Consider the following 14,171-nt stretch of genomic DNA (forward strand, 5'->3'; position numbering starts at 1 on the left):
ACCGCTTGCTGCACCGGCCTCCGTCAGAGGAAGGTGAAGACCTTCGAAGCCGGCAGGCGCGATTTGTTCAGCCCGGCATTGAAGTCCGACTCGCTACGGTAACCCAGGCTCAGCACCACCACACTGGTGTACCCCTGCTCACGCAGGCCCAGTTCGGCATCCATGATCTTGCTGTCGAAACCTTCGATCGGCGTTGCGTCCAGCCCATGGGCGGCAGCGCCGAGCAATGCAGTGCCCAGGGCCAGGTAAGTCTGCTTCTCCATCCAGTGCTGCAGGTCTTTCTGGTCGTAGCGGTGCAGGTTCACATAATGGCGACGGCTCTGGTTCTGGCCGGCACGGGCCTGATCATCGCGAAAACGTCCGTCGGCCGCTTCCTGGTCGAGCACCGCGTCCAGGTGTGCTTCGGTCATGTCGGTGCGGGTACAGAACACGATCACATGGGACGCATCAAGGATCTTCGGCGTGTTGTAGGCAAAACCGTCCAGGGTGCTCTTGGCCAGGCGTGTCTTGCCCTCTGCGCTGTCGGCCACGATGAAGTGCCATGGCTGCGAGTTGACCGAGGATGGGCTGTGGCGCAGCTGCTCGAGCAAGGCGTCGATGGTGGCCTGAGGGATCTTGCGCGCGGCATCGTAGGCCTTGGTGGTGTAGCGGCCCTTGGCCAGAGAAACGGTATCCATGTTGCAACTCCTTAAGCGGAACGGGACGTGCGGCGCATATTATCTTTCCTGCCAGTCAAAAAAAGCAGCAAAATGCAGCAACACTTTCACCCATGGAGTGAAAATGCTCCGCATCACCGACCTCGAACTGTTCGTGCGCAGCAGCGCACTGGGCAGTTTCACCGCCGCCGCCCACGAGGCCGACCTGCTGCCCGGGCAGGTCGCCGCTGCCATCAAACGCCTGGAGCGTGACCTCGACGTGCGCCTGTTCGCACGGACCACCCGCAGCCTGCGCCTGACAGCCGAGGGCGAGCTGTACCTGCCTACCGCGCTCAGCGTGCTGCAAAGCCTGCGCCAAGGCCGGGAGAACCTGCACGGCGCCAACAGCACCCTGCGTGGGGTGCTGCAGGTGTCGGCGCCCTCGGACCTTGGGCGCAATATCCTGCTGCCATGGTTGAGTGATTTCCGCCGCGAGCACCCTGAGCTGACCCTGCGCCTGCACCTGTCCGACCAGGTCGCCGACCTGTTCCGCGACCCGGTGGACGTGGCCATACGCTATGGCCTGAACGAAGAAGCCAACTACATCGCCCTGCCCCTGGCACCGTGGAATCGTCGTGTGCTGGTGGCCTCGCCGGCCTACCTGGCGCGTCACGGGCGGCCGCAGACGCTGGATGACTTGCAGCAGCATGCGTGCCTGCTTTACCTGCAACAGGGGCGTATCTACGACAAGTGGCGGCTGGGCAACCGTACCGTTCAGGTGAGTGGCCCACTGTTCAGCGACGATGCCGATGTGGTGCGGCGCTGGGCCATCCTTGGCGAGGGTATCGGCTACAAATCGTGGCTGGATGTCAGCGCCAATGTGGCAACTGGCGAGCTGCAAGTGCTGCTGCCGGAGCACCCGGGTGAACTGAGCCCGGTAACCTTGGTGTGTCCACACCGCAAGCAGCTGTCGCCTGCGGTATCGCAGTTGCATCTATGGCTGCGCGAGCGTTTCGCGGCGCAGCAGCCGCGCTGAAGCCTGCTGTGCACAATTATTCTAAACGCAGGGCGGATTCTGCATTAAGGTGAACTGCCCTACCTTCTGCAGCCTTGCCGCCATGCCAGACTGGATCGACCTCAAGCAAGACGCCGACACCGGCATCGAGTCGGTGCGTGCGCATTTCGTTGGCCACGCCTACGACCCGCACTGGCATGAGAGCTTTCTGGTCGGCGTCACCGAGCAGGGTGTGCAGCAGTTCCACTGCCGGCGTACACGCCATCACAGCACACCCGGGCAGGTGTTCCTGCTCGAGCCAGGCGACATTCACGACGGCGATGCGCCAACGGCAGAAGGTTTTACCTATTCGACCCTGTACCTGGAGCCGACCTGGCTGGAGGCGGAGCTGCGCGTGCTGTTCGAGCAAGCGCCCAGTGACAGCCTGCCAAGCTTCGCCGATACGCTGTGCGATGATCGCCAGCTTGCCCGCGCCACCACCCTCGCCTTTCAGGCGGTGCATGGCGGGGAGCTGCGCATCGTGCGGCAAACCGCCACCGATGACCTGCTCAGTTGCCTTACCGGCCACCTGCACTGGCGCAAACGCCTGAACCCCGATCCGCGCCTGCCGCTGACCGCCCAGCGGGCACGCGACTACCTGCATGCACACCTCGATCAGGACATCGGCCTCGACGACCTGGCACTGGCCTGCGGCGTAGACCGCTTCCGTCTGACCCGTGCCTTCAAGGCTGCATTTGGCCTGGCGCCGCACGCCTATCTGATCCAGCTGCGCCTGGCGCGCGCCCGACGTCTGCTTGCCCAAGGCCGGACCCCGACCGAAGTGGCCATGGCCCTGGGCTTCGCTGACCAGAGCCACCTGGGGCGCTGGTTCCGCCGTGCCTACCGGCTCACCCCCGCGGACTACCGGCGCCGCTGCTCAAACCTTCCAGACTGACACGCAGCAATCGGCCAGCATGGTGCCCTGTTCAATAGGAGCCGTTCACCATGTCGCATTCGTTGTTGCCGTTCATGCTCTTCGCCCTGGTCGCCAGCATCAGCCCAGGGCCGACCAACCTGCTGATCCTAGGCCATGGCGCACGGCAGGGCCTGCGCGCGAGTGTGGCGCCGATCCTGGCGGGTTGCAGTGCGGCGGCAGCGGTCGTATTGCTGGTCGGCCTGGGCCTTGGTGAGTTTCTGATGCGTCACCCGCTGGCCCAGCAGGTGATGAGCTGGGCCGGCGTACTGTGGTTGAGCTGGCTGGCGTGGCGCATTTTACGCAGCGCGGGGCAGCCCTTGGATGTCAGTGCAGCCAAGCCTTTCGGCGCCCTCAGTGCCGCGTCGCTGCAAGTGGTCAACCCGAAAGTGTGGCTGATGGCAGTGGCGGTGATCGGGGTGTTCGCCGCGCCGTCACTGCCGGTGTGGCAATTGGCACTGGTGTTTCTCGTGATTGCCCTGCCGTGCATGACGGCCTGGGCACTGTTGGGGGTCGGAAGTGCACGCTGGTTGCAGACGCCGGAGCGGTTGCTGTGGTTCAACCGAGGGTTGGCGGGCATGTTGCTGGTGTCGGCCTGGGCCGCGCTGCTTGGCTGAGCCGAAGGTGGTTTGTAGCGGCCCTGTCGGCAGCAAGCCGACGACAGGGCTGGCACCGTCAATCACTGACGCAGGGCCTCGCGAAAGCGTCGGGTGCTGGCCAAGGCCAGCAGCAACCCGGCCACCGCCACAGTGCCGCCGGCCCACCCGATGGAGGCCACCCCCATCTGGCTGCTGACAATACTGCCCAGCAGCGCCCCGCCGCCAATGCCGATGTTATAGATGCCCGAAAACAACGCCATCGCCACGTCAGTGGCATCGGACGCCAGCTTCAGCGTCTTGGACTGCAGCGACAGGCTGAAGCTGAGGATCGCGACGCCCCAGAACATGCTCAGCCCGGCAAACAGATAGAAGTTGCCTGCCAAAGGCAACAGCAGCAGCAGGCACGCTGCCAGCAAGCCGATCGAGCCTACCAGCAGGCCATGCGGAAAGCGCTCGCTGTAGCGGCTGAACAGCACCGAGCCAAACACCCCCGCCCCGCCGAACAGCAGCAGCAACAAGGTGATGCGCTCACCACTGATCTGCGCCACCTGCAGGGCGAACGGCTCGATGTAGCTGTACGCCGTGAATTGCGCGGTGATCACCAGGGTCACCAGCACATACGTGATCACCAGCGCCGGGCGTTTGAACAGGATCGGCAAGCTGCGCAGCGAGCCGGAGTTCTGGCTGGGCAAAAGCGGCAGCGATTTCACCAGGCAAAGCATGGTGGCCAGCGCCACCCCGGCGATGCTGAGGAAGGTCACCCGCCAGCCCAGCGCCTCACCCACCACGCGCCCCAGCGGGATGCCCAGGACCATTGCCAGGGTCGTACCGGTAGCCAGCAAGCCCAACGCCTTGGCCTGCTGGCCTGGCGGCGCCACACGCACGGCCAGCGAGGCGGTGATGGACCAGAACACGGCATGGGCCAGGGCGATGCCGATGCGGCTCAGCAGCAGTACCGCAAAACTTTGCGACAGCCACGACAGCAGGTGGCAGACCACGAACACCACGAACACGCACAACAGCAGGCGCCGACGCTCGATATTGCGCGTGAGCAGCATCATGGGCAGCGAGGCCAAGGCCACCACCCAGGCATAGATAGTCAGCATCAGGCCGACCTGAGCGGTGCTCATGTCGAAACTGCGGCCGATGTCGCTGAGCAGCGCTACCGGGACGAACTCAGTGGTGTTGAAGATGAAAGCTGCAAGGGCCAGGGCGATCACACTCAGCCAGCTGCCGCCGCCGGCGGTTGGCGGCAGGTTGGTGGGGATGGGTCCGTTCATGGGGCGAATTCTATTCTCCGCAGGCAAGGCGAAAAGACGCGCGTCAGGGGCCAAGTATCGGCCGCGCTGAGGCACGGGTTTGTTATTGGAGGGAATGCCGGCATGGTACGCGTCAACAGCGCACCTCACAACCAGGCGCGCACAGGGGAATGGGCGCCGCCCCCAGACCCGATCGCCCGGAGGGTCTGGGGGCAACGCGTGGCTGGGAAGGATCAGCCCTGCAGCGTCGCCATGTCGATCACGAAACGGTACTTCACATCACCGGCGATCATGCGCTCATAAGCCTGGTTGATATTACGGATATCCAGCATCTCGATATCGCAGCGGATATCGTGCTTGGCACAGAAATCCAGTACTTCCTGGGTCTCGGCGATACCGCCAATCAGCGAGCCTGCCAGCACCCGGCGCTTCATCACCAGGTTGGCCGCGTGCAGCGCCGGGTCGATCGGCTCGATCAGGCCCACCAGGATATGCACGCCGTCGAACTTCAGCGTCTCCAGGTACGGGTTCAAGTCGTGCTGCACCGGGATGGTATCGAGCAGGAAGTCGAAGCGCCCGGCAGCGGCGCGCATCTGCTCGGCATCGGTGGAGACGATCACATGGTCGGCGCCTTGGCGACGGGCTTCATCAGCCTTGGCCTGCGAGCGGGTGAACAGGGTCACTTCAGCGCCCAACGCCTTGGCCAGCTTGATGCCCATGTGCCCCAGGCCACCCATGCCAAGAATGCCGACCTTGTGGCCAGGGCCGACGCCATGGTGCTTGAGCGGCGAGTAGGTGGTGATACCGGCGCACAGAATCGGCGCCGCGCTGGGCAGGTCCATGCCAGCCGGGATGCGCACCACGAAGTGTTCGCTGACCACGATGCTACTGGAGTAACCCCCCATGGTATTGCTGCCATCGACCCGGTCCGGGGTGGCGTAGGTCATGGTCGGGCCTTCCAGGCAGTATTGCTCCAGGTCCTTGGCGCAAGCCTCACAGTGGCGGCAGGAGTCGACCATGCAGCCGACGCCGACCAGGTCACCGACCTTGTGCGCCGATACCTTCTCGCCCACCGCCGTGACGCGGCCGATGATCTCGTGGCCGGGCATCAGCGGGTACACGGCAATGCCCCACTCGTTGCGGGCCTGATGGATGTCGGAGTGGCAGACGCCACAGTAGAGGATCTCGATGGCGACATCGTCCGGGCGCGGGCTGCGACGCTCGAAGGTCATGGGCGCCAAGGGGCTGGTCGGGGTTTGCGCGGCGTAACCGATAGCAGTGTACATACAAGACCTCAGGTGACAGTGAAACGATTCAGGCGGTATATTTTCCCCGTCCTCGCCCTGCCCGCCCACAGCAAATCCTCCGAGGTGAATGCCTGATTCTCCGAACCTGGCCTGAGCCCCCTGGCGCCGAGCCTTGGATCTGAGATGATGAAAGTGTCTGATTCTCTGCCCATGGTCCATCATGCAACTGACCCGCCACGTCGACGCCAACGCCACGCTGTGCGCCCTGATCCGCAGCCTGGCCACACGCCCAGGCTTCGTGCCCACTCATCTGCCACAAGTCCAGGTGTTGAGCTGGGACCATTACGTGGCCAGCAGCCCGCAGATCTATGAACCCAGCCTGATGATCCTGGCCCAGGGCAGCAAGCTGGCGCGCCTTGGCCCGCGCACGCTGGAGTATGGCGCCGGGCATTACCTCGTGCAGGCGCTGTCGGTGCCGTTCATGTGCGAAACCTTCGCCACCGCCGAAGCGCCGTTACTGGGCGTTGCAGTGGACATCGACCGCGGCGTGCTGGGTGAACTGGTACAAAGCATGGCGCTGGCGCCTGACCCTGCAGTGCAGGCGCAGACGCCGCAATCGATGACCTCGGCAGCGCTGGATGCGCCCATGCGCGAGTGCGTCGAGCGGCTGTTACGCTGCCTGCAGGATCCGACAGATGCCAAGGTGCTCGGCCCGGCGCGGGTACGCGAGGTTCTGTACACCGCACTGCGCGGGCCGCAGGCCGGTGTGTTGCGGGCGCTGGTCGAACAGCAGGGGCACTTCGCGCGCATCGGCGCCGCCCTTGCTCACCTGCGTGAACACTACACCGAGCCGCTGAGCGTGGAAGCGTTGGCTGCACGGGCGAACATGAGCGTGTCGACCTTCCACGAGCACTTCAAGCGCTGCACCGACATGGCGCCGATGCAGTACCTCAAGCGCCTGCGGCTGCTCAAGGCGCAGCAGATGCTGATCGGCGAAGGGCTGGGTGTGGCGCAGGCAGCGCATCGCGTGGGCTACCAGAGCACCTCGCAGTTCAGCCGCGAGTACAAACGCCAGTTTGCCCGTAGCCCGGGGGATGAGCAGGCCTATCAGAGTTTGCCTGTATGACGGCAGGCAGCCACGAGCCCCCGTCGTGGTTGCCGTGCAAGCATGGCGGCAGATCAAGCAGAACCCGCCTCAGGGCGTCAACGGCCACTGCGCCAGCGGCAGGTACTGGCCTTTGCGCGATTCGTAGAGCGTGAAGTGCCGGGCTGCGATGAAAAAGTCGGGGGCCACGCTGGCCTCGGGCACCTGGCCGCGAAAGTCCCGTGACAGGGTCAGGTGTGGCCGGTACTCACGGGCCTGCTCGGCAAAGCCCATGGGCAGCAGTGCCTGCTGCAGCCCATAGACAAATTGGCGCAGCGCCGCCGGGGGCTGCTGCGGCTCGAGTACCAGCACGTTTGCCCGGGGCCAGACCTTGAGCTGATCGAGCAGCAGGCGCAGGGGGGCATCGGGACGCGCCAGGTTGTCCACCGCCGCGCAAATCGCCGGCACCTGCACGGCATCCACATCGCCTAGAAACATCAAGGTCAGGTGGAAGTTGGCACTCGGCACCGGTTTGCCACTACGCAGCTGGAGGCCACGCCGCCACTGGGCGATCGCACGCTGCTGGGCGTCGGTGACCGGCAGGGCGAAAAACAGCCGTTTGAAGGGGGCGCCAGTGAGGCGCGGGTCCTGAACCATGCGGGCTCCTTTACGTTAAACGTTTGCGCATACTGCGGCCATTGCACCTTGGTCGGCCGCAAATCTCGCCCACCACGGTGCAAACTATCTGTACAAACTCCCCCCATGATTGTTTATGCTGGCGGGCTTATGCCATGGCGCATGGCCATTTTTCGACAAGTAATCGTCCATGAAAATTGCACTCGTACTCATCTTCGCCCTCTCGATCGCCTATGTTCATCTGCGCGGTCGGGTACGCCACAAGCTCACCCGCCAGTTGGGTGACCACTCCAGTTTCCTGGCCCCGGTCAACAGCTTCCTTTACCTGTTCTCCAGGCACCCGGCCAAACCCTACCTGCCGGTCGAGGCCTTCCCCGAGCTGCAGCCACTGAAGGATCACTGGCAGGAAATCCGCCAGGAGGCCCAGCAGTTGCTGCATGTTGGCGAGATCAAGAAGTCCGACAATTACGACGACGTTGGCTTCAATTCCTTCTTCAAGACCGGCTGGAAGCGCTTCTACCTGAAATGGTACGGCGAAAGCCACCCGTCTGCGATGAACCTGTGCCCACGCACCACCGAGTTGCTGCAAGGCATCGGCTCGGTCAAGGCAGCCATGTTCGCGACCTTGCCGCCGGGCGCCAAGCTGGTGCGCCACCGCGACCCGTATGCCGGTTCGTACCGCTACCACCTGGGCCTGGACACGCCGAACGACGATGGCTGCTACATCGATGTGGATGGCGAGAAGTACTCATGGCGTGACGGCGAAGCCGTGGTGTTCGACGAGACCTACATCCACTACGCCGCCAACACCACCGAGCACAACCGGATCATTCTGTTCTGCGACATCGAGCGCCCGCTGAAATACCGCTGGGCGACGGCGTTCAACCGCTGGTTCAGCCGCAATGTCATGGCTGCCGCGGCAGCGCCGAACAATGCCAATGACAAGACTGGCGGCATCAACCGCCTGTTCACCCGGATCTACAAGATCCGCGAACGGGGCAAGGCACTGAAAAAACGCAACCGCATGCGCTACTACCTGGAGAAGTGGCTGGTGGTGGCGGCCTTGGTTCTGGTGTTCATCTATATCTGAATGGGCCGGGAGCCTTTGCCGCCATGATCCACATCCGCCCCATGACGCCCGAGGATTTCGAACGTTTCTGGCCCACCTTCCAGGCCGTTGTCCAGGCCCGCGAAACCTACGCCTACGACCCCGCCCTGAGCTTCGAACAGGCGCGCCAGCTATGGTTGGAGCTGCCCTTGCGCACGCTGGTGGCCGAGCAGGACGGTGTGTTGCTGGGGTCGTACTACCTCAAGGCCAATGCCGCTGGCCCCGGCGCCCATGTCGGCAACTGCGGCTACATGGTTGACGAAGCCGCCCGTGGCCGTGGCGTGGCCAGGCTGATGTGCGAGCATTCACAGAAACTGGCGCGCCAGGAAGGCTTCCTGGCGCTGCAGTTCAACTCGGTGGTGGCCAGCAATGAAGTGGCCGTGGCGCTGTGGCACAAACTGGGCTTCGAGACCGTCGGCCGCTTGCCCAAGGCTTACCGCCATGCCCGCCTGGGCCTGGTGGATTGCCTGGTGATGTACAAATGGCTGGCCGACGAGCCGGTAGTGGAAAAACCGCCGCTGCTGATTGGCCGCAAGAACATCGAGGCGCGCGTGTCGCGGCGGCGTGGGCGCTAGGTGCGTTGCACTTTTCTGCGAACCCGTGGCATAGATGCAGGTCAACGCCTGTATGTGACCGTTTGCGCCACTCAAGGAGCCCCGCATGAACAATCCCCCCTACGTTCCTCCCAAGGTCTGGCGTAGCGACGCTGCCTCCGGCGGCCAGTTCGCCAGCATCAACCGCCCCATCGCCGGCCCTACCCACGACAAGGCGTTACCTGTCGGCAAGCATCCGCTACAGCTGTACTCGCTGGCCACCCCAAACGGTGTGAAGGTCACCATCCTTCTTGAGGAGCTGCTGGCTCTGGGCCATAGCGGCGCCGAGTATGACGCCTGGTTGATCCGCATCGGCGAAGGTGACCAGTTCTCCAGTGGGTTCGTTGAGGTCAACCCCAACTCGAAGATCCCCGCCCTGCTCGACCGCAGCGTCGAGCCAGCGGTGCGGGTATTCGAATCGGGCTCGATCCTGCTCTACCTGGCCGAGAAATTCGCGGCCTTCCTGCCCAGCGGTGCGGCCGCGCGTACCGAAACCCTGAACTGGCTGTTCTGGCAGATGGGTTCGGCGCCTTATCTGGGTGGGGGCTTTGGTCACTTCTACGTGTATGCCCCGGAAAAGTTCGAATACGCCATCAACCGCTTCACCATGGAAGCCAAGCGCCAGCTGGATGTGCTCGAACGGCGCCTCGCGCAAAGCCGCTACCTGGGTGGCGACGAGTACAGCATCGCCGATATCGCCGTATGGCCGTGGTATGGCCAATTGGTGCGCGGCAACCTGTATGACGCAGCAGAGTTCCTTGCCGTGCATGAATACCCGCAGGTGCAGCGCTGGGCCGAGGAAATCGCGCAACGCCCGGCCGTGCAGCGAGGCACCCGGGTCAACCGCACTTGGGGGGACGAAGCCAGCCAGGTGCCCGAGCGCCATTCGGCAGCGGACCTGGATTAAACACGTGAGGGCCGCCAGGCGGCCCTTCGCCGGGCACGCCGGCCGCTGCAGTGCCCGACAATGCCCCGCTGCAAAAATCCATTTGCCCCCGCGCAAACCTGCTTCCGCCCAGCCCTTCTTGTACACTCCTCGCAAAAGCCCCCACCTGCACACATTTTGGTGAAAGCATGATCGAGGTAACCGAGGTTTCCATTGCCGAGCTGCGCGATGCGCTCGAACAGGGCCGCACGACGGCGGTCGAGCTGGTCAAGGCCTACCTGGCGCGCATCGACGCCTACGATGGAGCCGATACCCCCACTGCGCTGAACGCTGTGGTCGTACGCAACCCCGAGGCGATCAAGGAGGCCGAGGCGTCCGACGCGCGCCGCGCCCGCGGCGAACTGCTCGGCCCGCTCGACGGCATCCCTTACACCGCCAAGGACAGCTACCTGGTCAAGGGCCTGACCGCGGCATCCGGCAGCCCGGCGTTCAAGGACCTGGTAGCCCAGCGCGACGCGTTCACCGTCGAGCGCCTGCGCGCCGGCGGTGCCATCTGCCTGGGCAAGACCAACATGCCGCCCATGGCCAACGGTGGCATGCAGCGCGGCGTCTATGGCCGTGCCGAAAGCCCATACAACGCCAACTACCTGACCGCACCGTTCGCCTCCGGCTCATCCAACGGCGCCGGCACCGCCACCGCTGCCAGCTTCAGCGCCTTCGGCCTGGCCGAGGAAACCTGGTCCAGTGGCCGTGGCCCGGCCTCCAACAACGGCCTGTGCGCCTACACCCCTTCGCGCGGGGTCATTTCGGTGCGCGGCAACTGGCCGCTGACACCGACCATGGACGTGGTAGTGCCTTTCGCCCGCACCATGGCCGACCTGCTGGAAGTGCTCGATGTGGTGGTTGCCGACGATGCCGACAAGCGCGGCGACCTCTGGCGCCTGCAGCCTTGGGTGCCAATCCCGGCAGCCTCTTCGGTCCGCCCGGCGTCCTACCTGGACCTGGCGGTTGACGCCAGCGCGCTCAAGGGCAAGCGTTTCGGCGTACCGCGCATGTACATCAATGCCGACCCCGAGGCCGGCACGTCCGAAAAACCTGGCATCGGTGGCCCTACCGGCCAGCGCATCAACACCCGTGCCACGGTCATCGAGCTGTGGCAACAGGCGCGCCAGGCCTTGGAAGCAGCGGGCGCGGAAGTGGTCGAGGTGGATTTCCCGCTGGTTTCCAACTGCGAGGGCGATCGCCCCGGCGCACCGACCGTGTACAACCGCGGCATCGTCAGCAAGGCGTTCCTGCATGACGAGCTGTGGGAACTGTCCGGCTGGGGCTTCGACGATTTCCTGCGCGCCAATAACGACCCCAAGCTCAACCGCCTGGCCGATGTCGACGGCCCGCTGATATTCCCCCACGACCCAGGCACCCTGCCCAACCGTGAAGACGACCTGGCCGCCGGCATGGACGAGTACGTCAACATGGCCAAACGCGGCTTGAAGGGCTGGGACCAGATCGACACCCTGCCAGACGGGCTGCGCGGCCTGGAAAAGACGCGCAAGCTGGACCTGGAAGACTGGATGGACGCTCAAGGCCTCGATGCGGTGCTGTTCCCCACCGTGGCCGATGTTGGCCCGGCCGACGCCGACGTGAACCCAGCCTCGGCGGACATCGCCTGGAGCAACGGCATCTGGGTGGCCAACGGCAACCTCGCCATTCGCCATCTGGGCGTGCCGACCGTCACCGTGCCAATGGGCGTGATGGCTGACATCGGCATGCCGGTGGGGCTGACATTCGCCGGGCGTGCCTACAGCGACAATGCACTGTTGAGTTTTGCCGCGGCCTTTGAGGCGACCGGCTCACGCCGCATGGTCCCGCCGCGTACACCGGCACTGGGCTGAGGATGGCCTGAAAGGCCATTTGCTTGCCCATCCCTGGGGTCGAGCGCCGTTTGAGGCCCGTTGAGGCCTGTCAGTCACGCGATCCAGGGCCGCTTCGCGGCCCATCGCCGGCAAGCCAGCTCCTACCGTTACCGCGCATGCCTCAAGAACTGCGCGGGCATCGAGAGAGCTGGCAGCGCCACAAATCACTTCACGTCGGTAATCTGCTGCGCGGTGCTATCGGCGGTTGCGGCCGGGACACTCGCTGCGGCCTTCGCACGGTTGCGTCGGCCCTGGCTGCGTTGCCGCGAAGCCTGTTGCTTGGCATGCAGCGCCTGAGCGGCGGTCACGGTGCCAGAGGGTTGACCATTCAAGTCAAGACGCGGTGCATTCTCCACCATCGCTGTCCAGTACCGCGCTCCGCGGCACCAGGTAGAAATGCCCAGCTTGAGTTGTTCGCGGGTCAGGCCGAGCAATTCCAGGTGCTGCTCGGCATCCTTGAAAATACCCTCCTTGAGCGGCACCTTGGGCGCCGGATTGACCGGGAAGGCCAATGGAAAATGCTTCTGCAACGGCCAGATCGCCTGCACTGCAGGGTCCAGGTCGCGAGGCTTCGCCTGGGGGGAAGCCTTGCGCTTGGGGTGTTTACCACCCTCGCCTTTTACCTGCTCTTTTTCCGACCTGAGGCGGTCACGTAGCTCAGCTAGTTGTTCAAAACCCATCGTTCAATTCACTGCTTCGAGGTTGATTGCGTTACGCAAGGATATGCCATGCTAGCCTTGAACGCAGCTAGAACAGGATAAACCGCCGCCAAATGGGTGCTGCGACTAAGCATTCAGCGCCCGTTTCAACACTTCGTAGAGCTTGCTGTCACCAGATTGAGCGACGTTGAAACGCAGGTAATCACTCGCACTCATGGACTGGCTGAACGCATTGCCGGGCGCGAGCACCACGCCTTCCTTCAAGCACACCCTGGCCAGCGTCGCTGCATCCTTGCCCTGAGGGAGTTGGCACCACACGTACATCCCTGCCTGGGGCACCAGCCAAGGCTTGATCCCAATCGCCTGAAGCCTCGCGACTGTTTTGTCCATTTCCTCGGCTAACCTGAGGCGGACGCCTTCCATGTGCTTTCGGTACCCGCTATCGGTAATCGCGTGATGAACGATGTCCGCAGCCATGCGCCCGCCCCCGAATGTGGTGGCAATCTTGAGGTCGACCAGGCTCTCGATCCATTCCCTGCGCGAAGCGATATAGCCGCACCTGATCGACGCGGAAATGGTCTTGGAAAAACTACCGATCTGGATCACCCGAGCCAGGCCATCGAAGGCAGACAGTCGTGGAGCCGGGCTATGCTCGAAATCAGCAAAAATGTCGTCCTCCACGATGACCAGGTTGGAGGCGTCGGCCAGCTTCAGCAGCCTGTGTGCTGTGACGGGCGACAAGGTGGCCCCGGTCGGGTTGTGGATGCCGGAATTCGTGATGTACAACCGCGGAGCATGCGCGAGCAGCGCGGCGCCAAACGCATCGATATCTGGGCCCCTTGCCGTGTAGGGCACCCCGACGATGTTGACCCTATGTGCCTTGAGCAATGCGTGAAAATTGAAATAACAGGGGTCGTCCACCAGCACAGTGTCTCCCGGTTCCAGCAGAAAACGGCAAACCAGGTCGATGGCGTGGGTGCCGGACTCCGTGAGCATGATCTGTTCCAGGGGGGCCTCTACACCGATGCCCGCCAGGCGTCGCGACAGGAATTGCCTGAGGGGCGGATACCCAAGCGGTGAAGCGTATTCGCTCAGCTTCAACGTGTCAGAACGCGCGACCATTCGTAGCGCTTTACGCATGCCGGCTTCGTACAGCCAGGAGGGGGGTAGCCAACCGCACCCGGGTTTCAACGCATCGCCGGAGGTTTCCAAAGACTGGCGCGAGATCCACAGCGGGTCGACATTACGATCGAGCTTGGGGCCGAGCTCAGTCAGTGCCAATGGCGCAACCGGCCCAGCCACGTAAAAACCGGAGCCAGGGCGGGCGCTAAGCACACCCTCTGCGCTTAACCGTTCATAGGCCTCCAGAACGGTAGAAACCGATACCTGCATGCTCTGAGCCATTGCGCGAACTGAAGGAATTCTCGCGCCTGGCGTGTAGCTTCGCGAGGCGATCTTGGCCTGGACCTCCCCCATCACAGCTCGGATCCGCGTTCCGTTACGTTTCATCGCACCCTCAACTGTGCTGGATTCACTTGCATAACAGTTCGGTTGAATTGTAGTGGAGTGTACATGGCCTCGGCGA

Annotated in this window: 14 protein-coding genes; 8 read left to right on the forward strand and 6 right to left on the reverse strand. The window is 63.7% G+C overall.

The window, feature by feature from the left end; all coding sequences use genetic code 11:
- Positions 1 to 23 precede the first annotated feature (23 nt).
- Entirely contained in the window at positions 24 to 677 is a 654-nt protein-coding gene (gene nfsB / locus ABRP30_RS16300) for an oxygen-insensitive NAD(P)H nitroreductase (RefSeq protein ID WP_267816709.1), read from the reverse strand.
- A 103-nt stretch (positions 678 to 780) separates the two neighbouring features.
- Between nfsB and ABRP30_RS16305 the strand changes: the two genes are divergently transcribed.
- The 3 genes from ABRP30_RS16305 (at position 781) to ABRP30_RS16315 (ending at position 3,219) form a co-directional block, all read left to right on the forward strand.
- Complete coding sequence (locus ABRP30_RS16305; RefSeq protein WP_267816711.1) at positions 781 to 1,671, forward strand: LysR family transcriptional regulator; 891 nt, start codon at positions 781 to 783, stop codon at positions 1,669 to 1,671.
- 82 nt (positions 1,672 to 1,753) lie between these two features.
- Positions 1,754 to 2,584, forward strand: a complete 831-nt coding sequence (locus tag ABRP30_RS16310; RefSeq protein ID WP_267816713.1) for an AraC family transcriptional regulator — start codon at positions 1,754 to 1,756, stop codon at positions 2,582 to 2,584.
- Between the two features lie 50 nt (positions 2,585 to 2,634).
- Positions 2,635 to 3,219, forward strand: a complete 585-nt coding sequence (locus ABRP30_RS16315) for a LysE family translocator (protein ID WP_267816715.1) — start codon at positions 2,635 to 2,637, stop codon at positions 3,217 to 3,219.
- Positions 3,220 to 3,281: 62 nt separating this feature from the next.
- On the opposite strand, the gene ABRP30_RS16320 is transcribed toward ABRP30_RS16315, so the two are convergent.
- Complete coding sequence (locus tag ABRP30_RS16320; RefSeq protein WP_267816717.1) at positions 3,282 to 4,481, reverse strand: sugar transporter; 1,200 nt, start codon at positions 4,479 to 4,481, stop codon at positions 3,282 to 3,284.
- Between the two features lie 212 nt (positions 4,482 to 4,693).
- Positions 4,694 to 5,746 (reverse strand): vanillin reductase, encoded by a 1,053-nt coding sequence (gene calA, locus ABRP30_RS16325; protein ID WP_267816719.1) that lies wholly within the window; start codon positions 5,744 to 5,746, stop codon positions 4,694 to 4,696.
- A 181-nt stretch (positions 5,747 to 5,927) separates the two neighbouring features.
- Between calA and ABRP30_RS16330 the strand changes: the two genes are divergently transcribed.
- Positions 5,928 to 6,833, forward strand: a complete 906-nt coding sequence (locus ABRP30_RS16330) for an AraC family transcriptional regulator (RefSeq protein WP_241805227.1) — start codon at positions 5,928 to 5,930, stop codon at positions 6,831 to 6,833.
- A gap of 69 nt (positions 6,834 to 6,902) precedes the next feature.
- On the opposite strand, the gene thpR is transcribed toward ABRP30_RS16330, so the two are convergent.
- Positions 6,903 to 7,448: an RNA 2',3'-cyclic phosphodiesterase gene (gene thpR, locus ABRP30_RS16335; protein WP_349974859.1), complete on the reverse strand. Its 546-nt coding sequence runs from the start codon at positions 7,446 to 7,448 to the stop codon at positions 6,903 to 6,905.
- Between the two features lie 169 nt (positions 7,449 to 7,617).
- Between thpR and lpxO the strand changes: the two genes are divergently transcribed.
- From lpxO to ABRP30_RS16355, 4 genes are all read left to right on the forward strand, one after another.
- Complete coding sequence (lpxO, locus tag ABRP30_RS16340) at positions 7,618 to 8,517, forward strand: lipid A hydroxylase LpxO (protein WP_267816723.1); 900 nt, start codon at positions 7,618 to 7,620, stop codon at positions 8,515 to 8,517.
- 23 nt (positions 8,518 to 8,540) lie between these two features.
- Positions 8,541 to 9,110 (forward strand): N-acetyltransferase, encoded by a 570-nt coding sequence (locus tag ABRP30_RS16345; RefSeq protein ID WP_349974860.1) that lies wholly within the window; start codon positions 8,541 to 8,543, stop codon positions 9,108 to 9,110.
- Positions 9,111 to 9,195: 85 nt separating this feature from the next.
- Positions 9,196 to 10,035, forward strand: coding sequence for a glutathione-dependent disulfide-bond oxidoreductase (yghU, locus tag ABRP30_RS16350; protein ID WP_267816727.1), 840 nt, complete (start codon positions 9,196 to 9,198; stop codon positions 10,033 to 10,035).
- A gap of 167 nt (positions 10,036 to 10,202) precedes the next feature.
- Complete coding sequence (locus ABRP30_RS16355) at positions 10,203 to 11,906, forward strand: amidase (RefSeq protein WP_349974861.1); 1,704 nt, start codon at positions 10,203 to 10,205, stop codon at positions 11,904 to 11,906.
- Between the two features lie 185 nt (positions 11,907 to 12,091).
- On the opposite strand, the gene ABRP30_RS16360 is transcribed toward ABRP30_RS16355, so the two are convergent.
- Positions 12,092 to 12,607: a ProQ/FinO family protein gene (locus ABRP30_RS16360; protein WP_349974862.1), complete on the reverse strand. Its 516-nt coding sequence runs from the start codon at positions 12,605 to 12,607 to the stop codon at positions 12,092 to 12,094.
- Between the two features lie 105 nt (positions 12,608 to 12,712).
- Positions 12,713 to 14,095 carry a PLP-dependent aminotransferase family protein gene (locus tag ABRP30_RS16365; RefSeq protein WP_349974863.1) on the reverse strand — a complete coding sequence of 461 codons (1,383 nt, stop codon included), beginning with the start codon at positions 14,093 to 14,095 and terminating at the stop codon, positions 12,713 to 12,715.
- Between the last annotated feature and the right edge of the window lie 76 nt (positions 14,096 to 14,171).

Origin of the sequence: Pseudomonas sp. WHRI 8519 (assembly GCF_040224055.2) — a bacterium.
Taxonomy (GTDB): Bacteria; Pseudomonadota; Gammaproteobacteria; order Pseudomonadales; family Pseudomonadaceae; genus Aquipseudomonas; species Aquipseudomonas putida_X.